This is a genomic window from Paenibacillus lemnae (genome assembly GCF_012933385.1).
Taxonomy (GTDB): Bacteria; Bacillota; Bacilli; order Paenibacillales; family Paenibacillaceae; genus Paenibacillus_AQ; species Paenibacillus_AQ lemnae.
Genome location: NZ_JABBPN010000003.1, coordinates 58,069 through 81,261 on the forward strand (window position 1 = coordinate 58,069; position 23,193 = coordinate 81,261).

At 51.0% G+C, this 23,193-nt stretch carries 12 protein-coding genes; all 12 read left to right on the forward strand.

The annotated features are described in order from the left end of the window. Positions 1-166 precede the first annotated feature (166 nt). A complete protein-coding gene (locus tag HII30_RS04040; RefSeq protein WP_169503744.1) occupies positions 167-2,539 on the forward strand; it encodes a glycoside hydrolase family 95 protein in 2,373 nt (790 codons plus the stop codon). 463 nt (positions 2,540-3,002) lie between these two features. Next, positions 3,003-3,857, forward strand: coding sequence for an ABC transporter permease (locus HII30_RS04045; RefSeq protein ID WP_169504072.1), 855 nt, complete (start codon positions 3,003-3,005; stop codon positions 3,855-3,857). Positions 3,858-3,884: 27 nt separating this feature from the next. Next, positions 3,885-4,811, forward strand: a complete 927-nt coding sequence (locus HII30_RS04050; RefSeq protein WP_169503745.1) for a carbohydrate ABC transporter permease — start codon at positions 3,885-3,887, stop codon at positions 4,809-4,811. A gap of 32 nt (positions 4,812-4,843) precedes the next feature. Continuing rightward, entirely contained in the window at positions 4,844-6,502 is a 1,659-nt protein-coding gene (locus HII30_RS04055; RefSeq protein WP_169503746.1) for an ABC transporter substrate-binding protein, read from the forward strand. 39 nt (positions 6,503-6,541) lie between these two features. Continuing rightward, positions 6,542-8,782, forward strand: a complete 2,241-nt coding sequence (locus HII30_RS04060) for a DUF5703 domain-containing protein (RefSeq protein WP_169503747.1) — start codon at positions 6,542-6,544, stop codon at positions 8,780-8,782. Positions 8,783-9,014: 232 nt separating this feature from the next. Beyond that, complete coding sequence (locus tag HII30_RS04065) at positions 9,015-10,781, forward strand: sensor histidine kinase (protein WP_169503748.1); 1,767 nt, start codon at positions 9,015-9,017, stop codon at positions 10,779-10,781. A 291-nt stretch (positions 10,782-11,072) separates the two neighbouring features. Next, a complete protein-coding gene (locus HII30_RS04070) occupies positions 11,073-11,975 on the forward strand; it encodes an ABC transporter permease (protein WP_211184426.1) in 903 nt (300 codons plus the stop codon). Then, on the forward strand, positions 11,975-12,931 hold the full coding sequence (locus HII30_RS04075; RefSeq protein ID WP_211184427.1) for a carbohydrate ABC transporter permease: 957 nt from the start codon (positions 11,975-11,977) through the stop codon (positions 12,929-12,931). The genes HII30_RS04070 and HII30_RS04075 overlap by 1 nt, the downstream gene beginning before the upstream one ends. Before the next feature lie 40 nt (positions 12,932-12,971). After that, positions 12,972-14,666 (forward strand): extracellular solute-binding protein, encoded by a 1,695-nt coding sequence (locus HII30_RS04080; RefSeq protein WP_169503749.1) that lies wholly within the window; start codon positions 12,972-12,974, stop codon positions 14,664-14,666. A gap of 47 nt (positions 14,667-14,713) precedes the next feature. Next, positions 14,714-16,150, forward strand: a complete 1,437-nt coding sequence (locus tag HII30_RS04085; RefSeq protein WP_169503750.1) for a response regulator — start codon at positions 14,714-14,716, stop codon at positions 16,148-16,150. Positions 16,151-16,204: 54 nt separating this feature from the next. Continuing rightward, entirely contained in the window at positions 16,205-19,726 is a 3,522-nt protein-coding gene (locus HII30_RS04090; RefSeq protein ID WP_343045062.1) for a COG1470 family protein, read from the forward strand. 247 nt (positions 19,727-19,973) lie between these two features. Next, positions 19,974-23,159 (forward strand): heparinase II/III domain-containing protein, encoded by a 3,186-nt coding sequence (locus tag HII30_RS04095; RefSeq protein ID WP_169503751.1) that lies wholly within the window; start codon positions 19,974-19,976, stop codon positions 23,157-23,159. Positions 23,160-23,193: the final 34 nt, after the last annotated feature.

Consider the following 23,193-nt stretch of genomic DNA (forward strand, 5'->3'; position numbering starts at 1 on the left):
GCTCAAAGCTTTCCGAAGGAAAGCTAGCTTCGAAAGCATAAGCTATCCCCGGATTTTCTCATGTATAAGTAATTCAAATAAATCCGGGGATAACAGCGATCGGAAGATGGTTCTCAATCGAAGTGGACATCGAGTAATTTAATTTTTCGCTGAATGGAGGAGTACAATGAATATTCAATTTCAATCCCCTGCCGTCTACTGGACTGAAGCACTGCCGATTGGGAACGGCAAACTGGGCGGAATGGTGTTTGGCCGTGTAGAGAAAGAACGTATTGCGCTCAATGAAGATACACTCTGGTCGGGGTCTCCCGCCAGCTGGAACAATCCGGACGCCAAAGAACTGCTGCCGAAGATCCGTGAGTTGATATCACAGGAGCAGTATGCGGAAGCAGATCGGCTCAGTAAAAAGATGATGGGACCCTATACGCAGTCGTATCTGCCTTTTGGTGATTTGAATATCATTATGGATCACGGACAGCTGTCACGGGAATACAGCCGCAAGCTGGATCTGGCTTCTGGCATCACGACAGTGGCTTACACGGTAGGAGGCGTACAATACACGAGGGAAGTGTTCGCCTCTCACCCGGATCAGGTGATTGTCGTACGGTTATCGGCCAGCAAGAAAGGGAGCATCAGCTTCCGGGCGAAGCTGGAGGGCACGCTCCGCTGTACCTCGGCGGTGGAAGGGGAGCATTATACCCTGTCCGGCAGGGCGCCGGAGCATATTACGCCAAATTACTACGACGGTGAAGATCCGGTGCGTTACGGTGACCCTGAGACGTCCAAGGCCTTAACATATCATGGCCGGCTGGCTGTGGTGCACGAGGGAGGAACGATCACTGTAGATGCTGACGGGCTTCACATCCAGGGTGCAGACAGCGCTACCTTGTACTTCAGCGCGGCGACTTCGTTTGATCCAGCCACGGGCACCAGCAGTGCAGACCGGAAGCCGGATGAGATTACACTGCAGACGGTCCAGGCCGTCATTGGGAAAGCTTATCCCGATGTGCGAAGCCAACATCTGGAGGATCATAAAGCCTTGTTCGGCAGAGTGACCCTAAAGCTGGGTGAATCGAAAGCTCCGGCGAATCTGCCTACAGACCGGCGCATTGTGGAATATGGAAGCAGTGACCCGGGACTCGTCGAGCTTCTGTTTCACTTCGGGCGGTATCTGATGATCGCCAGCTCACGCGAAGGTACGCAGCCAGCGAACCTTCAAGGGATCTGGAATGAAGAGACCCGCGCGCCATGGAGCAGCAACTATACGCTTAATATCAATGCACCTATGAACTATTGGGCTGCAGAAAGCTGCAACATGGCAGAGATGCACGAGCCGATGCTGCATTTCATCGAGCGGCTCGCCGAGAATGGCAAGGATACGGCCGAGACGAATTATGGTGCAAGGGGCTGGACAGCCCACCACAATTCCGATCTGTGGGCACAGACCTCGCCTGTAGGCGATTACGGGCATGGGGACCCGGTGTGGGCGCTGTGGCCGATGGGCGGCATTTGGTTGAGCCAGCATCTGTGGGAGCATTATGCCTTCAGCCAGGATGAAGATTTTCTACGAAACAGAGCTTATCCCGTACTGAAAGGGGCTGCGCTCTTCTGCCTGGATTGGCTGATTCCGAATGAGGACGGATACCTGATTACCTCACCTTCGACTTCACCTGAGATCAAGTTCAGGTTTAACGGTGAAAAATGCGCACTCAGCGCCGCCACGACGATGGATCTCTCGTTAATTGCCGAGCTGCTGGATATTTGTATCCAATCCTCGGAGATCCTTGCTGCCGATGAATCCTTCAGGGAAGAACTGAAAGAAGCGAGAAGCAGGATGCTGCCGATGCAGATCGGGAGCCAGGGCCAGCTTCAGGAGTGGTCCAAGGATTTTGAGTTCGAGGATGTTCATCACAGGCATGTCTCCCATCTGGTAGGGGTGTATCCTGGAAGACTGCTTACGGAATCCTCGAACCCGGAGCTGTTTAAAGCGGCCCAGACTTCGCTCGAGCTCAGGGGAGACGGAGGAACAGGCTGGAGTCTGGGCTGGAAAATCGGCCTGTGGGCCCGCTTCAAGGACGGCAGCCGGGCGGAGCGCTTGATCAGCAATCTGCTGACGCTGGTAAAGGGAGATGACCCGATCAATCATGAGCGGGGCGGCGTCTATGCCAATCTGTTCGATGCCCATCCGCCGTTTCAGATTGACGGTAACTTTGCGGCAACAGCAGGAATTGCCGAGATGCTGCTGCAGTCCCACCAGGAATACCTGGAGCTGCTGCCAGCCCTTCCGGACAGCTGGAAGGACGGGGAAGTAACAGGACTGCGTGCCCGCGGCGGATATGAGGTCGACATCCGCTGGTCGCAAGGCGTACTTACCGAGGCTGTACTCACGTCTTCCATCACACAGAGCTGCAGGATCCGGTCCGAAGGGAAGGTTACGATCTCAGAAGATGGTCATAACATCGCTATTGAGCAGCAGGATGACGGCTGTATTGTATTCCCGGTGATCAGCGGACAACGATACGTTGTGACAGCAGGATAACCCGTATTTCTGCATGGATTATGATGACCGGCATTGGGGGACATTACCGCCCTGTGCCGGTCTTTTATATGTGAAGAAACGAAGAGATCCGCGATGGAGAATAATGTATTTATAATCGTTGTATTGTTATATTCAATGTATGATCTCGCTATTTTAAATTCATTTATGCTTTCTTATAATGTGTGTACAACAGTATTTTGTTCTAGCAAAATGAAGCATCATCTATGACGTCAGAGAAGGGGAAAGGAAGTGAAAGGTTTTATTCAGTCCATTATGAAAGCGCTATTATGAATGTGGAAGGGGACGTTTTTAAGAATTAAATTCTAGAGGGGGGAGAGCCATGAACACTAGAACTTCGTATTCAGAATCTGCTCCGATGCCTGTAAAGGTTCATAGGCGTGCTCCAGGCATGCGGGACCTTGCCAGGCGAAGTTTAAAGAGACACTGGCAGCTGTACTTATTGATTATTCTGCCGGTTGCTTACTTTATTATTTTCAAGTATATCCCCATGTTCAATGCGGTACTGGCATTCAAGGACTACAACGTCATTGAGGGGATTTGGGGGAGCCCTTGGGTAGGGACCAAATACTTCGAGCTGTTTTTCGAAAACCCTGCCTTCGCTACATTGATCAAGAATACGCTCATTATCTCATTCTACTCGCTCGCTGTCGGATTTCCGATTCCAATTTTGTTAGCGCTTGCACTGAATGAGGTGAGGAGCCGAAGATTCAAAAAAACTGTGCAGATGATCACTTATGCCCCATATTTCATTTCGACCGTAGTCATGGTTTCCATGCTGATGCTGTTTCTGTCACCTCGCTTGGGGATCATTAACCTCATCGGCAATGCGCTGGGCTTTGATTCCGTGAATTTTCTGGGAGATACAGGCATGTTCCGTACCATTTACGTATTCTCGGATGTGTGGCAGAGCATGGGCTACTCCGCAGTGATCTATCTTGCAGCCCTTGCCGGAGTTGACCCCTCGCTGTATGAAGCAGCGAAGGTGGATGGCGCATCCCGGTTCCAGAAAATCCTCAACGTAGACATTCCGGGCATTATGCCGGCCGCAGTCATTATTCTGATTCTCAGTGTTGGAAATATCATGGCGCTGGGTTTTGAGAAAATGTATCTGATGCAAAACCCGCTGAATCTTCCGGTTTCCGAGATTATCGCAACGTATGTATATAAGGTTGGACTGCTGAACGCCAATTACAGTTTCGCGACAGCCGTCGGTTTGTTCAACTCAGTGATCAATCTAGTTCTTCTCATCGTTGTGAATTCCATTGCCAAACGAGTGTCAACTACGAGTCTATGGTAGTGGACCATTCAAGAGAGGAGGAATGAGATGTCTGCCATAAAAGGTGACGGAGTCAGTCAATCAGCTGCTTTTCGCAGGGGAATCCGGGAATCGCGGAGTGACCGTATATTTCTCGGTTTGACGTATTTGATACTCACGGTTGTCTTGATTATTGCATTGTATCCGCTGGTGTATATCCTAAGCTCATCCATCAGCAGCCCTGCTGCTGTAGCGTCAGGGAGAGTATGGCTGTGGCCGGTGGAAATTTCATTCGATGGGTACAGGGCTGTGTTCCAAAACGACCAGGTCCTTATGGGCTATGCCAATTCTTTATTCTACGCTGTATTCGGTACCTTGATCAGTGTCAGTCTCACCATCATGATTGCTTATCCGCTCTCCAAGAAGACATTCTTCGGGCGGGGTCCTCTAATGATTTTCATCACGTTCACCATGCTCTTCTCAGGAGGGCTGATCCCCACTTATCTCGTTGTCAAAGAACTCGGTATGATCGATACCCGCTGGGCGCTGCTGATTCCGAACGCCATTTGGGTATGGCAGGTAATCATTGCCCGTACCTTTTTTCAATCGTCGATCCCCGACGAGCTGTCCGAAGCGGCAGAGATTGATGGCTGCAGTGACATGCGGTTTATCACCAGTGTCATCATCCCGCTCTCGAAGCCAATCATTGCGGTGCTGTCCCTCATGTATGCCGTAGGTCAGTGGAATGCCTATTTCGATGCCTTGATCTATTTGAAAACGCAGTCGCTTTACCCTCTGCAGCTGATCTTACGCAGTGTTCTGATTCTGGGTAACGGCTCCAGTGTAGATGCAGCCGATATGATCAAGCAGCAGCAGCTGGCAGAGCTGATGAAATACTCACTTATTGTGGTGGCCAGTCTGCCGGTGCTGATCATCTATCCGTTCGTGCAGCGGTATTTTGTTCAAGGCATGCTGATCGGTTCAGTTAAAGGGTGAGAAAGCAAAACTATCTAAGGGGGATGTGTGAAATGAGAAGATCCATGAATCGATTTGTAATTTGTGTTCTTATCTTCACTCTGGTGCTGGCTGGATGTACTTCGGGTAACAAAGGTAAAGATAACGCGGGTAGTCCGGGCAGTGAAGCCGGCGGAGACGGCAAAGTGTCCATCAGTGTGTTCTCCCATCAGGACTCGGATGTGGATCTGAAGACCAACAAGTTCACGAAGTTGATTGAGGAACAATTCAATATTCAGTTCAAATGGACCACGGTGCCATTTGACGGCGCAGCGGAGAAGAGACAAATCTCCATGGCTTCCGGGGATTATCCGGAATTGTTCCTGCTCATTCCCTGGGTCGACCGTTTCTCCCAAACCGACCTCCTCCGGTTCGGCAAGCAGGGTGTCATTCTCCCACTCAATGATCTGATTGACCAGCATGCTCCGAACATCAAGGCGGCACTGGATGGAAATGAATACTACAAGGCTATGAACACGGCGCCAGATGGGAAAATCTACGGATTAACCGGCTTGAACGAGTGCTATCACTGTTCCTACCCGAACAAAATGTGGATCAATACCACATGGCTCGATAAACTGGGACTTTCCGAACCAAAGACGACCGAAGATTTTAAAAATGTGCTGAAAGCATTCAAAACTCAGGATCCTAACGGCAATGGCAAAGCGGATGAAGTGCCGCTCAGCGGGTCGGTTGAGGAATTCGGCGTTCACATCATTCCATTTCTGATGAACGGTTTTATCTATGATGATGACCGCACGTACCTGTATATGAATGACGGCAAGGTTGATATTGCGGCCAACAAGGCGGAATGGAAAGAAGGTCTGACCTATGTTAAATCCTTGTATGATGAGGGGCTGATCGATCCGGGCGCATTTACCCAGAATGCGGAAGCTTTCAAGAAAATCGGCGACAATGCTGATGCCCCGCTGCTTGGCGCCGGAGCTGGAATGCATCCTGCTATTTTCATTAACACGGGAGAAGACGGCCAGTACAATAAAGACTACAATCCGATAGCTCCTCTGGAGGGTCCTAACAGCAGCTATGCGACCTTTAATTATCCGGTAGAGGCGGGAGCGACCTTCGTGCTGACGAACAAGGCCAGTGAGGAAGCCCAGGTTGCAGCCGTCAAGATGATGGATTATATCTATACCCAAGAAGGAGCACTGAAGGGAATCTTCGGTGAGGAAGACTCCGCTTGGCGTAAACCGAAAGAGGGCGAAGTGGCGCTGAACGATGAGGCAAAACCGCTGTACTCCCAGATTATTCTGCCTCGCGGAAGTGATCCTCTGAATGACAGCTGGGGAGCGCTGGCTCAATACAACCAGAATAAAGAACTGCGGGATGCACAGGTCCAAGGCACTGACATTTACGCAGCGGACGGTTTTGAGCGCCGCCTGTATAATGCCACGCTGCTCTATGACGGCAAACAGCCAGAGAGTGTATTCCCTCATTGGGCGCTGTGGGTAGATCCGGAGATTGTGGACGAAGCCAGCATGATGCGGACGAATATCAAGGATTACATCGACCAGAATGCGCTGCAGTTCGTAACCGGAGCCAAGAGCCTGGATAAAGACTGGGATGCATACATCAAAGGTCTGGAATCGCTGAATCTGGCGCGTTACCTGGAAATTATGCAGAGCTCCTATGACAACTCTACGATCAATAAATAATAGCAGCGGGAAATGACAGAGCATGAAAGGACCTAAGCTATGGACATCACCAAGTATAATGTACGCTGGGACTCCCAGAGCAGAAATTCCGGTGAGAGCATGCCGTGCGGTGGTTTTGATACCGGAGCGAATGTGTGGGTGGAGAACAATGAAGTGCTCCTCTATATCGACCGGAGCGGCAGTTTTGACGAGAACAATCAGATGCTGAAAATGGGGCGGTTTCGGATCCGTTTTGACGACAACCCCTTTGAAGAGCTGTTTGTGCAGGAGCTGATGCTGCAAGAGGGCCGAATCCGAATTGAAGGCAAAAGGTTCGAGCTGAACATCTGGTTCGATACATCAAGACCCGTGTGTCATGTGGAGATGGAGTCGGAATCCCGGCTTGGGATAACCGTACAGTACGAGAACTGGCGGTTTAAGGAAAGGGCGCTGCCTCCTAATGAACGTATGGCTGCGGCAAGTTATGTCGCTTACCCTGGTGAAGTCATTACCTACCCCGATCAGGTTGCATTTGAAGAGCAGAGCTTGACCTTTTATCACCAAAACCGAAACGACAAACTGCTCTTCGATTTTCTGGTAAACCTGCAGCATTTGAACGGGATTAAGGATCAGCTGATGAACCCGCAGCAGAACCTCATCTTTGGCGGGAGACTGTTCGGGGATACACTGAAATACAAAGAGCGTACCTTGGGTTCTTATGCCGGAGTGGATTATGAGGGCTATGCCTATACCTCTGTGCCGGACGAGAAGCATCACTTTATGATCGCGTTCCACACAGAGCAGACCCCTTCAGTTGAAGAGTGGAAGAGCCGGTTGGAAGATCTGAGCCGGGAAGCGGAGCAGGACATTTCGGCTTCCGAACGCTCAAGGGCATGGTGGGATGCTTTCTGGAACCGAAGTTTTATCGATATTGAGCCCTATGCAGATGAACAGAACACGGGATTTCAGCTCGCGAGAAACTATGCGCTGTTCCGGTATATGCTGGGATGTAATGCATATGGAGCGTACCCTACCAAATTCAACGGCGGCTTGTTTATTGCTGATCCTGCGTACAGCGTAGGTCCGGAGCACGAAGGGAAAACTCCGGATTTCCGCGCATGGGGAGGCGGCAGCTTCACAGCACAGAATCAGCGCCTTGTGTACTGGCCGATGCTGAAGAGCGGTGACTTTGACATGATGGCTCCGCAGTTTGAATTTTACCGCAGGCTGCTCCATAATGCCGAACTTAGGACCTTGGAGTATTGGGGCCACCGGGGCTGCTCCTTTACCGAACAGGTAGAGAATATGGGCCTGCCGATCGGCTGGAACTGGGGGTTTCAGGAGACGGAGGATCTGCAGCATCTGAGGCCGAAGAACTTCGACCGTACCGAAATGCGAAGTGCATGGATCCGGTATGAGTACATCACACAAGTAGAATTCGCGTTCATGATTATCCAGTATTATCGGTACACGGGAAATGACATTGGCAAGTACATCCCGTTTATTGAGAGCTGCGTCACCTTTTTCTTCGAGCATTATGAGCAGATCCACCGCCTGAATGCGGAGAGTCCTTATGATGCAGACGGCAAGCTGGTCATTTTTCCGTCGACGGCACTCGAGACCTATAAGGATGCACTGAATCCAACCGATGTGATCTCCGGCCTGAAGGCGATTTTGACGGAATTATCCCGATTGGATGAATATGTGGACAGCAAGCACTATCAAGAGCTGTACAGCCGGGTTCCCGATTATAAGACTGAAATTCACGACGGGAAGGAGCGCATTGCACCAGCCTATGCCTGGACACATATTATCAATTGCGAGCTTCCGCAGCTGTACCCGGTTTTCCCTTATGCATTAGAGGGGATCGGCAGAGGAAGCCTGGACCGTGCTATTCACACCTGGCGAACAGCTCCGGAAGAGCAGAAACACCATATCAGCTGGCATCAGGACGGCATATTCACCGCCCGGCTGGGTCTGGTGGAAGAAGCGGTGGAGATTAACAGCAGGAAACTGAGTGACAGCGGCCGAAGATTTCCGGCTTTCTGGGGGCCTGGACATGATTGGGTTCCTGACCACAATTGGGGCGGAAGCGGTATGATCGGCCTGCAGGATATGCTGGTTCAGCAGAAGGATCACGTTATATACGTGTTTCCCGCATGGCCAAAAACGTGGAATGTTTCGTTCAAACTTCATTTGAGCGGAAAGACCATCATTGAGGCTTCCCTTGTGGATGGCAAGGCGGATTGGAAGGTGCATTCGGAACAATACGCTGACCCGGTTGTAATCTGCTGCTTGTAAAATGGCTCGTGAGTGTTAACGATAGAATCATCATCGCACCATGATCAGACCCTTGTTCCTTTAGCCGTGGCTAAGGAGCAAGGGTTTTTACGTGATACGTTATCAGCGAAAGGAAAAGGGTCCTGAGGAAGGATTATGTAAAGACATGTGGAATTAGGTTTGGATTGATAGAGAAATGGTCTGGGAGTCGCCAGGCTGTGAAGCAACAAGATATCACCACGGAGGTCAATCCATGAATCTAAAGAACCGCTGGAAGAATATGAGAATTCGCTGGAAGTTTGTGTGGCTGTGTTCCCTGGTCCTGCTCGTTCAGTTTATTGTTTCCAATATGTATCTGTACACTCATTCTGCCGATCTGGTCCGCAAGCAGGGGGCCGAGCTGGTGGGCAAATACGTGTCGCAGAGCAGCGGCAGCGTGCAGAACGAGCTGGCCAACGTGGTTTCTTCAGCCAATACGCTGGTATTTAACGAGACATTTCAGCAGTATTTACGCAAATACGCGGTCGGCTATTTCGAACATGAGAATGCCAATATTGATTTTCAGTTTGACTGTGTTCAAATCTTCCGCAGCCTGCTGTCCCAGACCGGAAATATTGAACAAGTCCATGTGTATCTGGAAAAGAATATATTTACGGTTTCCCCGGAAACGTATTTCAATCAACCCAAGGTCGACCTGGAGACATTCAACCGGATCACAGCCTCCCCCCGGGCCAATTATGGCTGGCATATGGAGCAGCAGGACAATGGATCAGGAAACATCTTCTACAGAATTCCGCTCAGTGTGTCTGGTAAAACTTCAGGACTAAGAGGCTGGCTGGACGTGGTCATCAGGCCCGAAGCGGTATTTCGCTCCGTGCAGGATATGGCGAGCGAACAGGTGGAACTCTTTGTCGTGAACGAGCAAGGCGGAGCTATTTATTCCAACCGGGAGATGGCGGAGAAATCGGTCATCTCAAGCGGGATTCTTCATACTCTGCCTGAGCCGGATGTGGCGGAGATCCAGAAAGTACAGGGAGAACCGCTGATGGTCAAGATGAACTGGATTCCGAACGCACCCTGGCTGGTGCTCGCTAGCATTCCGAAAGAAAACTTCCAGCTCGACTTTGGCGGTTATATACGGACAAGCCTTTTTATTCTCTTTATTCCCCTCATCGTGCTGGCTGCGGTGATTCTGTTCATGACAGACTATATTCTCCGTCCGTTGAAGCAGCTGGTCGCGGTCATGAGCAGTGTCAATCAGAGCAATGTCACGCCGCAGATCGTAACCGACAGTCAGGATGAATTCGGCCTGCTGGCGAACCGGTTTAACAAAATGATGGGCCGGATTGACGATCAGATTGAGATTATCAAAGAGACGGAGCAGGATAAACGCGAGGCGGAAATGGGGGCGTTCCAGTCGCAAATGCGCCAGCATTTCCTCTATAATACCCTGGCCCTGATATCCTGGACCGCACGCAGAGAGAAAGCCCGTGATACAGAACGGATTTCAGGCCTGTTTGCCCGCTATTACCGTCTGGCTTTGGGAAAAGGCGAGACCTACATCGCCTTGGAGAGGGAACTGGAGCTGCTTCGTCATTATTTGGAGATTCAGCGCTGCCGCTTTGTTGATCAGCTGGATTATGAAATTGTGGTGGATGCGGAGACGGACGGGTATCAGATCATCCGCAATCTGCTGCAGCCTCTGGTTGAGAATGCTGTAGAGCATGGCGTGCTGTCCAATGAACGGGGAAAGGTGAAGGTGACCGTCCGCGAGGACCCGGATTACCTTATTATTCGTATCGCTGACGACGGAATGGGAGCTGATCCCGAGACGGTTCGGCGCATTAACGAGGGACAGGCATTTGACGGAGAAGACGGCTTCTCGCTGAGATCCATAAAGAAAACACTGCATTCTTACTACGGGCTTGATGCCGATTTCGATTTTTTCAGTGAGACAGGAGCGGGGACCATGGTAACGGTCAAGTTCCTTAAATCCAGAATCAGCAGGAGTGTTGGATGACGACAAGGCCTGATCAACCTATATCGACAGATAAAGCTCTTCCTTTCCACGACGGAGGGGCTTTCTTTGCATTTGGCGTAAACCACTTCTGCCCACCAACCCCAATGAAGAAGCCATTGAAATAGAAATCTGTGTTGCTTACCTAACAAAGTGTTGATTTTTGAAAATAATAAAAATGAAAGCGGATGCTAGAATAAAACCAGATAAAAGAAAGCGATTACATAAAGAGGGGTGATTATTTCATAACGTAAAGCGGACCTTGGTTCCAGACAGAAAGGAGTGGGGCATCTTTTGATCCAGACTAAATATAAATTGTTTCTGCTAGTAGTTCCGTTCATGGTATTCACCTTTATCTTCGCTTATTTGCCGCTCTGGGGCTGGCTCTATGCCTTTGTCGATTACCGGGCGGGAAGATCCATTTTTGAAATGGATTATGTTGGTTTTAAATGGTTCAGCATGCTCGTTTATTCAGAGCAGCAGATCTATGAGATACTCAGGGTACTCAAGAACACCCTCGGGATCAGCTTCCTCAGTTTGTTATTCTCATTTCTGCCGATGGCATTTGCCATTCTGCTGTATGAGATTCGGAGCATTCGGATGCGTAAAATTGTCCAAACGCTGACGACCATTCCGCATTTTATCAGCTGGGTGCTGGTTTACTCCGTCGTCTTCTCCCTGCTTGCAGTGGACAGCGGCGTGGTCAACAACCTGCTGATCGATCTCGGCTTGATTCAGAAACCTATCAATTTCCTGGCGAGCTCGGATCATATCTGGCTCAAGATGGTCGGTCTGGAAATATGGAAGGGACTCGGATGGGGCGCAATTTTGTACCTGGCGGCGATTAACGGGATTTCGCAAGATCTGTATGAAGCTGCCAGAATTGACGGAGCGGGCCGATTCAGGTGTGTGTGGCACATTACCATACCAGGTCTGCTGCCAACCTTCTTCGTACTGCTGCTGCTGGCCGTTGCCAATATGATCAACACAGGCATGGATCAGTTCTTTGTATTCTCGAATGCGATGAACAAAAGCTCCATCGAGGTGCTGGATCTGTATACGTACAACATCGGATTGTTGAAAGGCAACTTCTCACTGGCTACCGTCATTAGTATTTTGAAAACCATTGTCAGCCTGACCCTCCTGTTCAGCGTAAACCGTCTGTCCAAGACGTTGAGAGGGGAGTCGATATTCTAATGTCTGACACGAAAATGAATATTAAGCTTAACAAGGGCAGCAAGCTTCAGGGTGACAAAAAAGAAAACCTCAGCCCCAGCGAAAAAGTATTTAATGTGTTTAACTATTTATTCTTTATATCATTTATGCTGCTGTGTGTGTATCCGTTTTATTATATCTTCATCAATACCATCAGTGACAATGTGCTGAGCGCGCGGGGGATGATCCGGTTTATCCCGCAGGGGATCCATTTCGGAAACTATATTCAGGTCCTTCAAATTCCGAATATTTATCATGCGCTTATGATCAGTGTGCTTAGAACCGTCATCGGCACGCTGCTTACCGTATTGGTATCAGGCTTCCTAGGATTTATGATGACCCAGCGAAAAATGTGGATGCGCACCTTTGTGTACCGCTACTTTATTACCACAATGTATGTCGGAGGCGGGATTATCCCGGTATATCTCCTGTTTAATCAACTCGGACTGCTGGACAATTTCCTGGTTTATATTATTCCAGGTATGGTATCGGCTTTTAATATGATTCTTGTTAAAACGTATGTCGAGAACAGCATTCCGCATGAGCTGCAGGAATCTGCCGAGATGGATGGGGCAGGAATCGGGACGGTATTTTTCAAGATCGCCTTTCCGCTGATGATGCCGATTCTGGCCACGTTAGCCATATTCTCTGCTGTGGGACAATGGAACAGCTTTATGGACACGGTCATCTATGTGACGAAGGAAGACCTTCACACCCTGCAGTATGTGCTGTACCGTTATCTCAGCCAGGCAACCGCGCTCGCCAATATCGTAAATTCCGGCACGGTATCCGGAGAAGAAGTGAGTGCAAACATGCAGACGGCACAGTCGATCAAGCTTACTGTGACGATGATCGTAGTTATTCCTATCTTTCTCGTATACCCGTTCTTCCAGCGTTTCTTCGTTAAAGGCATTATGATCGGTGCTGTTAAAGGATAATATCTATCATTCTAAATATATCTGGGAGGTCATTATGAACATGAGCATGTTTAAGAAAGCGGGACTTTGGGGAGCGTCGGCATTGCTGCTGATCGCTTCAGTTGGCTGCAATTCAGGGAAATCAGGAGAGAGCGGTGAGGGCACGCCAGAGCTGAGCATTTATACGCAATCCGCCACCTATGAAGGTCCTGTGGATGGATATATGGGCAAATTCATCAAGGATAAAGTGAATGTGAAGCTGAACGTGGTTCCGAACAGTGTCGGCGGCTCTTCAAGGTTCGAAACCAAGCTGGCTACCGGTGATCTGGGTGATCTGATCTTGTTCACCTCGGCAGACGATTTCAAGAAAGCGATCGATGCCGAAGCTGTTGTGGATCTGAACGAGGAGTTGGGAAGTATGCCGAATGTGGCCCGGTTTGAAGAAGCTGTGGAACGGATGATGAACAATTTCGATGGCGTGTATGGCATTCCTACAGGAGTTGCCACCTCGAATGAAGTGCATAAGCTGGATCCGGTCGTAATCCCATCGCTGCGATACGACTACTATGAGGAGCTGGGTACACCTGAAATCAAGGAGTACTGGGACTTCTACGATGTGATTAAACAGATGGTCAAAGACCATCCAACCACAGAGAGCGGGGACCGCTTCTATGGATTATCCCTGTTCAGTGAATGGGATGGTAACTCGGTCGGTATGGCAACCAAAGTTGCTGAAGCCTACGGATATTCGAACACTGATGGTGTGAACCGATATAACTTCATTATGCCGCATGCCACTGAAGATAAAATCGAGAATTTGCTGGCAGAAGACAGCTATTATCTGAAATCACTGGATTGGTTTAATCAGTTTTATCAAGATGGCATGCTGGACGAAGATTCCGTATCCCAGACCTGGGCGGACTTTTTGAAGAAAGCGGAGAAGGGACAATCGGCCATCTGGTTATTCGGCTATATGGGCAACCTGAATTTCAACCCGATGAATCAGGAGCTGGTAGAACAGGGGAAAGGCTACAAGCGGATTCCGTTTGCCGAGCTTAAAGCTGCTGAAGCGAAGACTGCTACGATAGGCAGCAACTGGTTCTGGGCGTTGTCATCCAGCACCAAGAACAAGGAAGCAGCACTCAAGCTTCTGGACTTCTTCTATTCAGATGAGGGTGCACTGGGTTATCATTTGGGACCTCAAGGCTTGTTCTGGGATGTGAATGAGAGCGGCGAGCCGGTTGTAACGGATCTTGGCAATGCACCTTACGAAACGGCAGTTCCAGAAGAATGGGGCGGAGGAAAAGTAGACGATACGCTGAAAATGATGTTCAATGGAGCGGCTCTGGATCAGAACGTGATTAGTCCGGTGTTCAATGCGCCAATGAACAAAACAGCTTGGAAATCCTATTTGGAGGATAACGCCAAGCTGCTGGATAAAAATTGGACGGAGCATTATGACGGTGCGCTGTCCGCGAAGGAATATATGGTGAAGAATGATATGGTTGCTCCTTATACGGTCGTAGCTGTACCGAACTTTCAGTTCGACGATCAATTGGCTGTAAAACGCGATCAGGTCGGATCGATCATCAAGGAACTGTCCTGGAAGATGATTTACGCCAAGAACGATGCGGAGTTTGAAGCGCTCAAAAAAGAAATGATCCAAAAAGCCAAGAGCCTGGGGTACGATGATGTCGTAGCCTTTGAGGAAGAAGCCGCGAAAGTCTGGTTCGAAGCACGCAAAGCGGTCAATTAAAATGTTCAAGGGCTGCGCTCTACAGGCTTAAGGAGGCATGCGCAGTGATGAAGATGATTATAGTTGACGATGAACGGGCCGGCCGGGAAGGGCTGATGGATTTTATCGACTGGCGCACGGATTACGGTATTGAAATCACCGGAACCGCAGCGAACGGTCAGGAGGGATATGAGCTCTACCGGTCCGTTCAACCGGATATTGTGCTGACAGATATTAAAATGCCGATCATGAATGGAATCACAATGGCTGAGAAAATAAGGGCATCCGACAAGACCGTCAAGATTGCCCTGTTGTCCGCGTACAGCGAATTTAAGTATGCACAGCAGGCGGTAAAGATGGGGGTCGACGATTATCTGCTCAAGCCGATTGAAGAATCGGAGCTGCGTAAGATGATGGACCGGATGACATCCGAGATGCTGGATCATAGAGAGCGTCAGCACTCCAGACAGTATTTTCTCGATATTCTGGGCGGGAAGAAGGAGGATTACGCTGCGTTAAGCGGATATTCCTATCAGGTTTTTGTTCTAGGGAAGGAACCTGAACTGAAATTCAACGCCAGCGGAATGTGGTTGATGGAATTCTATGAAGGGGTGAACGTTGGCATTGCAAGGTATGAGTCCGTCGATCCAGCCGCAGGTTTTCACAATTCAGCCCGTGAAGGCTTTGAAGTAAGGTACGCCGGAAGCCGGGTTCAGGGCCCGGAAGAGATCCGGCGCAGTTATAAAGAAGCGGTTCTAACGCAGTATATTGGTTTTTATTGGGAGCTTAAAGAACTGGAATATGCTCAAGTCGTCAGACGGCGGGATCAATGGAGCACGCATGAAGCAGAGATCCAGCAAGAGCTGATGAAGCTGTCTGACGACATCCGGGCTGCGGTAAATGGCCTGGACCGATCCAAGGTCCAGGCCGCCGTTCACCGGACTCTTCATTACTTGTCGCACAACCAAGGCCTTGATCCGGCATATGTAGAGGATTTTATCATGCGGCTTGCCTCCAGGATGGCCGAGGAATTTGCCGGTCTGAACGATATCAAGGATTCATTGTGGGAACTCCGTATATCTCTGCACGAATTGGAGCATTTCCGCCAGGTCAAAGGCATACTGAGCGGATGGCTGATGATGTTGACGGACAAGGCAGAAGAGAAACAGCGAAAATCCGATACCACGATTGTACAGACGGTCATCGGAATAATCGACCAGGAATATGACCGGGATATCGGTCTGCGAACGATCGCAGAACGGGTATATCTCACCCCCAATTACCTCGGGAATATCTTCCGGCAGGAGACCGGTATGTATTTCAATGATTATCTGGCCAGCCTGCGTATGAAAAAAGCTGCAGAGCTTCTGGTGGCGGGAGCGGATAAAGTCGCAGACATCGGGGAGGCGGTCGGGATGACCAGCACCTCATATTTTAGTTCTTTATTCAAGAAGACTTTTGGCGTTACGCCGAAGGAGTACCGGAGGTATTACCGGAAGCAGTGATCAGCTTATCCGGTGTATGACCGGCTGTAATTTCGTGATGTGAGGAGTGTCACCGTGAATGAAACTTCGACTGTATTAACGATGATCGATGTCATGAAATGGGATTGCTTGGAGCCGCAGGCAGCGGAAGGTTCGCTGCCTGCACCTCTGTTGAAGCTTGAATCAGAAAGCGCTGTCATTCTGCGATATCCAGGCATTCATCTGGATAATCACTGGGTGCAGCACGGTTTCGTCAGCCGTAACGAATGTAGTGTGGATCTACGGGGTTGGTATGCGCTGGAGATCACGGCTGAGCTGCCGCAGAACCAAGTGGTAGAGCTGCAGGCCGAAGTAGGTCTGCTGCGAGATGTAAGTCCGCTGCCGGAAAAAACAGAATACATTTCTTCCAGATGCCTGGCTGCCGGAAACGGAAGCGGTGTCAGCGTGATCACATTTCCTTTGAGTCATTTTGACGATGACAAGGCGCTGTCCGGGAAATGGAAGTTTGTCCGTTCGGTCCGGCTGTCCCTCAAGGACCAGGATGCGAAGGAACGCGGCACGGTCTCCATTCGGCAAATCCGGTTTGTACGGAGACCTGCGTTATATGTAGAGACCCCGGTCTATTCACAGGCAGTTTCTGCGGGAGAAACAGCCAGCTATCCGGTTATATTACATAACTGTACAGGTGAAGTACTGCCGGTAGTGATCTCCCGGGAAAAATACGGCTGGGAATGTATGCAGGTGAATGTTGAACCTGCATCGTGTGTGCTTGAACCTTGGGGGACGCAGGAGATTTCAATACAGGTTGAAGTTTCAGAACGTGTGGCCCCGGGCGGTCATGAGGTACAGAAACTCACACTGGCTCCGGGAGGCCGGGGAGAACATGCAGAACAGCTGACCCTGATTACGCTGCGCAAGCTTCCTCATCCTTATATCAAGCATACGCCGGATGGATGGGATGAGGTCAGACGCAATATCGAGGAGTATGACTGGATCAAGGAGCTGTTTCAACAATATGAACAGCGTGCGGACCGCTGGATTGTGCCTGATCTTGAAACCGGTCCTTTCCTGTTCCGCAGCCATCATGCCAACGAGGCGGAGAATGCAGTGATTGTCTGGAAGCTGTCTGGCCGCAGAGAACTCGCGGAAAAAGCGGCAGCTTTCCTCAGGAAGCTGGTGGACCCGGAAAGGGGATACCCGCGGACTCTGCAGGCCTGTCACCAGGAGCTGGTTCATGAAGGCGAGTTCTTCAAGCATGCAGCGGTGGTGTACGACCTGCTGGCGGATACGGATCTGCTGACAGTCGAAGATCATCATCATGTCCAGCATTCCTTCCGTCTGTTTATGAACCTGATCGACTATGCGCTGTCCCTGGGAGATATTTCGAACTGGACGATTGGCGAAATGATCGGTGCCCTGTACTGCAGCCAGGCGCTGCAGGATCTGGAGAGAATGAACCGGTTCCTGTTCGGTACCGGCGGCTTCACGGATCATCTGTCGACAGGCACGCTGGATGACGGCTGGTGGTTTGAATGCTCCGTGGGCTATAACCTGATGTCGGCCGGCTTGTTTACCGAGGTTGTGCAGAGCTGCATACCATGGGGCATGAACCTTGCCGATCAGTGGGTGCCAGCCCAATACTCTGATCAGATCACACCTGGACGCAAGTCGGAAATCGACGGGCTGTGCCAGGAGGTTTGGGGTCCAAGACATCAGAATTACCGCTCTATCACCCAGCTGTGGGACAGTCTGCTTCCCTTTGCCGATTACCGCGGAATTCTGTTCGGTATTAATGATTCGGCGGAATCGAAGCTGCCCGGCATCTCCGAAAGAGGGTATCTTGACGGCCGCTATGATCTGGCCTATTACCTCTACCGCAAACCGGAGTATGCGGATGTTCTTCTGAGCTGTAATCTGGAAGACCGGGATCTCCTGTATGCTGTTCCGAACCCTGCTTCCAGCGATTCCAAGATGTATCTTACATCCTCCTGCGCGGACAATGCGGGCGTGGCGGTACTGCGGTCGAAGACGGAAGAGCGGGAACCTCGGGAACAGATTCAGGCTGTAGTCAAGTACGGCACACATGGAGGTGCGCATGGCCATTATGACCGTTTAAGCCTGCTGTCCATTATGCGTTACGGCCGAAGCTTCTATAATCCCCAAAACATATGGTACAGCTATCATACCTTTATGTATAAATTTTACGTCCAGACTTCCATCACTCATAACATGGTGGTGGTGGACCGGAAACAGCAGGATCCCGTCGAAGGAAGCCGGCTCTTGTTTCACACAGGCAGTTTGTTTCAAGCCTGCGCGGTGGAGAACAAGGCCAGATGGTCTTATCCGCCGTACGGGGGATGGCGGGTTGAAGACGAGAGTACCTTCGCGGAACGGGCCTGGAATGAAGGGCGCTGGATGCCGGTTCCACAGAACGAACCGGAGTATTCGAAGCGAACAGGCTTTACAGAGACGGTTCTGGGACGGAGATTAACCGTCGTTACCGATGATTATGTTGTCCTGTTCGATTATGTGTCCGGTGAGCAGGAGCATGAATACGATTGTCTGTTCCACTGTAAAGGGCTGGTTGGCCTGGAGGGGGAAGAGCTGCAGCTTGCACGGCGCACCGAGCAGTTCGATACTGATCCGTTGAACAGTGCCCAGTTTATTACAGACTGCGAGTGGTATGACACGAAAGGGCCAGTGAAAGCGCGATTCAAGACGGGTTTTGGTCCGGAGTACGATCACCGTGCAAACCGTACGGTAAACAACGAGGAGGGGCCTCTGTCGATTGACCATTACACCCTGTGGCCGCCTGAGGCAGAGTTTATGGTCGGCAATGACCCTGAAATGTATAAGGTGGATAAGCGTCTGTATTATCAGATTATCGGGGACGGGAAGGTGCTGGCCGAAGGCAAATTTGGTGCCTGGATCTTCGGCCGGGATGATCTTGATCTGCCTCTTGAAGGCGTGCGCTCTCTGGAGCTGCGTGTCCGTACAGAGGAGGGTGTTGGAGACAACGGCCTGCCGAAAACCTCGGAGAAAACTATTTTCTGGGGAGATCCCCATCTAATTACCGAATCCGGGGATACCGTGTATCTGGCAGATCTGCCGCTGGTGACAGAAAATACGGATCCGGGCAGCGGCGTTGGCGTTGATTATTTCGGAGGACCTGTGAAGCTCCACCTCAAGCCGTTTAACCGGGCCATCCCGGCGAATCCGGCGAATACGGAGCGCGAAGGCGTCATTCGCGTGGACCTTGGCGGTATAGGAGCTGCACGTCTGGTGACGTCCATCGGCGGCGATTATCCGCTCGGAGACGAAACGCAAAGACGCAAAATACTGAGTGCCCGCAGTACTGGGAAAACGGCGAGATTTGTCACGGTCATTGAGCCTTATGAAGAACAGCCGGTCATTCGTTCGGCACGGGCCAGCTCCGCGGATGAGGTTGAGGTAAGACTTGCGGATGGAAGAGTCCAGACCTTAAGTGTCACCGGCTTTGATGCCGAGCAGGCGGACACGCGTCTCGTGGTTACGGAGACGGATGGAGCAGGCCGCGTACTGCGCCGAGAAAGCAGTACAGCCAAATTAAATCTATAGACATGTAATTAAGATTTTACCCTCTACAGCGGAGGTGACAAGTGATTCTGAAGAAGCGGTAGCGTCCGCCTGAAAGCTTTCCAAAGGAAAGCTAGCATCGTAAGCCTAAGCTTTGTCTCCGAAATGCCTCAATGGAACATAAATTCAAGCATTTTGGAGACAACAGCGGTCGTAAGAACACTTGCCATCACAGCTATTAGACAGGTAACTGTTAATTACATTCTATCCAGAAGGGCGGAATGAAGATATGACATCGGACATACAGCATCCGGCCAAGCTTCGGACGCTCATTCAACAAGCGGAGACGCTGCTGGAGACCAGAGGAGATTTCTTTACAGAGGGAGCGAAGCTTGCGCTCATCGATTCACTGCAGCTGGCGAAGTCTGCACTTGAGGGAAAGGGCGGGCAGCCTTTCGTCCGGAACCGGGAGTTTCTTGTCCCGCGTGAGGATGAAGATATTCAGTTTGCATCAAAAAGATATACGATGGTGCCTCCATTTGCTGAGGACCGGACCGTGTTTACCTATTATGGGCTGGAGCCTGCCCTGGAATGGTTCGAGAAGCAGGATGTACTGCGGAACGGCGCTGAATGTCTCCCGGCCAAGGCAGCCTTCGTGCTGGAGAAGGCCCGCAGTCTTCTGGTAGAGACAGAGACCGGGAACGTTGTCGGACAGTATGACGCTGCGCTGGCAGCGGAGCTGGAGCGATCGATGGAGGCGCTGAGCCGGGCGATAGAAATGCTGGAACCGGTGACAAGCGGAGATGAAGCGGCCCGGAGGATTGTGGATGTCTATAATCGCCTGCGTGGTTTCCGGCAGTCCCGGCGCCTGCGTACAGATTTGGATCCGCAGTCTTCCTTATATCTGACTGTGGAGGGACTGGAGGATTTGAAGACAGCCGTAACCTCCCAGCCTTTGGTCCGCGCACAGTATGACCGGATCAAAAAGCTGACCGAAATGTATACATTAGAGGATTTGCAGCGGGCAGTTAGCGGCATGCTGAACGGCCCAGCTGATTACGAGGAGCTGAACCGGCATTTCTATCTGTGGAGCTCCACGGATAAAATCGTCAACTTCAAGGTACCATCCGGTGCCGTGAAAGGCACTTTGTCTTTTATTCTTCCGGCAGAGGAGAATCAGCAGGATGGCCTTGGGCATGTATGGATCGACGATCTGGAGATCCTCACGGCCAGCGGTGCCAGTCTAGATATCCAGAACGGGGGCTTCGACGAAGGGGAAGAGGGGCCGGACTGCTGGAGAGCAGAGCCGATACAAGGCGAGCCGATCTTCATGTGGGAGAAGCGCTATCCATTCTGTGGAGGCGGCAGTGGCGGTCCGGTTAATCCGTCTTCAGAGGCATCCCGAAGTACCGGTAACCATCAGAACCGTTCACTCTATATTTGTAACCCGGGTCCTAACGATGAGGGAGCGTGGACGTATACGCGGAAGTTTGATGTGCAGGGAGGAACCGGCTGTACCCTGACATTCGCCGCCAAACTGGACGGCAAGTTCAGGAAGGGATTGAAGGTGCTCATCTCGTTCTTCGATGAACAGGGCGGTTCCGCGGGTGAGTTTACGTATTTCTTCAACAGGAAGTCCTCTATTCCCGGCGGCCGTTTTCAGCTGGCCATGCAGGCTGATGCGATCCAGTATGCCGTGACCGGAAACCGAAGCTATGCCGAGAAAGTCAAACTGGCTATGCTGTATACCCTGAACGACTTTTCTCAAGGGGCAGAGCACTGGCTCGTCACCAATCTGCGCCCGGAAGGAAGCGACGCCTATGGAGCAGTGCAGGGCGGGCGGATGATGTCCGTCATGGCGGCCAGCTATTCGCTGATTCGTTCGGCCGATGTGTTCAGCGCAGAGGAGAAGGAGCGGCTGTATGCACTGGTGGAATTTATGCTGCGCTACTTGCTGGATTTGAGGGACCGGACCGAATGGACGCCTGAAGAGGCTCAGCGGGGCTGCAGCAATTGGCAGACCGACATGTGTGCCGGCACGGGATTGATGATGATGGCGATGACGGATTTTCCGAACCGCATGACGTGGCTGAACAATGCGAATGCCATCTTGAAGGCTCAGCTGGAGCTGAATGTGAACCCTGACGCCTCCTGGCCGGAATCCATCCGCTACCACCACGCGTCACTCGAACGGTTCGCGGGATATGCCAAGGTGCTGAAAAATGTAACCGGTGAAGACTGGTTCCAAACCACGCCATTAACCCGGATGTTCAGTTACGGTATCGATATGCAGACCCCGGGATACGATTTTTTTGATGGAAAGATCAGTACGCCGCCATTCGGAGATCATGCGCTGGGCGGAGGGGAAGAGTTCGGGTACTTTGCCGTGTTCCTGTCGGATATTGCTCAAGTTGACAAGGAACTGGGAGACCGGATGTATCATACCTGGGTGAAGGCCGGCCGGCCGTTCAAGAGGACGGGGCCGGAGGGCGTGGTGCTGGAGAATCTGCTATCCAAGGTAGACACCTATCAGCCTGAACAGAAGCTTGAACTGAAATCCGAAGCCGGGTACCCGGATGCGGGCATTACGGTTTTCCGCAAGAACTTCGGCAGCCGGGATCAGAGTTATTTTGCCATCATGTCCAGTCCGAAGCCGGTCGCCCATGGACATTTGGATCAGGGATCTTTCATCCTGTATAAAAACTCCGTTCCGCTGGTTATGGATTCAGGAATTGAGGGATATTTCGACAGCAGTACGCCATGGCACATCAGTTCGTATTCTCATGCATGTCTTCAGTTTGAGACGAAACGCGAGATCCCTGAACAGGATGCGGGCGGCTCCATCAATTTGTCTGCAGGCACCTACAGCCGGGAACGAGGCTGGGAAGACGTGCCGAAGAGCAGCCGGGTGCTGGAAGTGAGTCTGGGGGAAGAACTGGAGAGCATTTCTATCGAAATTGTAAATCCTCACGGAAGCGGAACGCATATCCGCCGCGTAACGTATGTCCGCGAACCGGACCTGTATGTTATCTGTGATGAGATTCGGGAGTTTGAAGGAAAGGTGCTGTTTAGTCTCCCGGTAGCTGCCGCGGAGTCGAAGATACAAGACAGCCGGGTGTACTCCCGGGGTGCGTATTCTGTGGACTTGGAGACCGTATTTCTGGGGCCGGTGGATTCCATTACGCTGGAACAGGGCCGCACGACACCTTTCTATGAAAGGAAGAGCGGGGGGGTCTGTCTTATGGATTACGTGCGGGCCGTGGCGGACAGCAGGAACGGATTTCTGACCGTACTCTATCCCAAAGAACAGGGCAAACGGGAGCTTGGCGTGACCCGCAAGCCGGACGGGAGCATAGAATTGCAGACAGAGGAGCATCAGGTTTGTCTGAATTTCCTCACAGAACAGTCCGCGGGGAACAGTGGAGTCCAGCGTCCGTTTGAGGTCTCTGTAAGCTCTAGTGTCGCGAAAAAATGAAATTAATTCAGATAACAACTGATTGCAGATATTT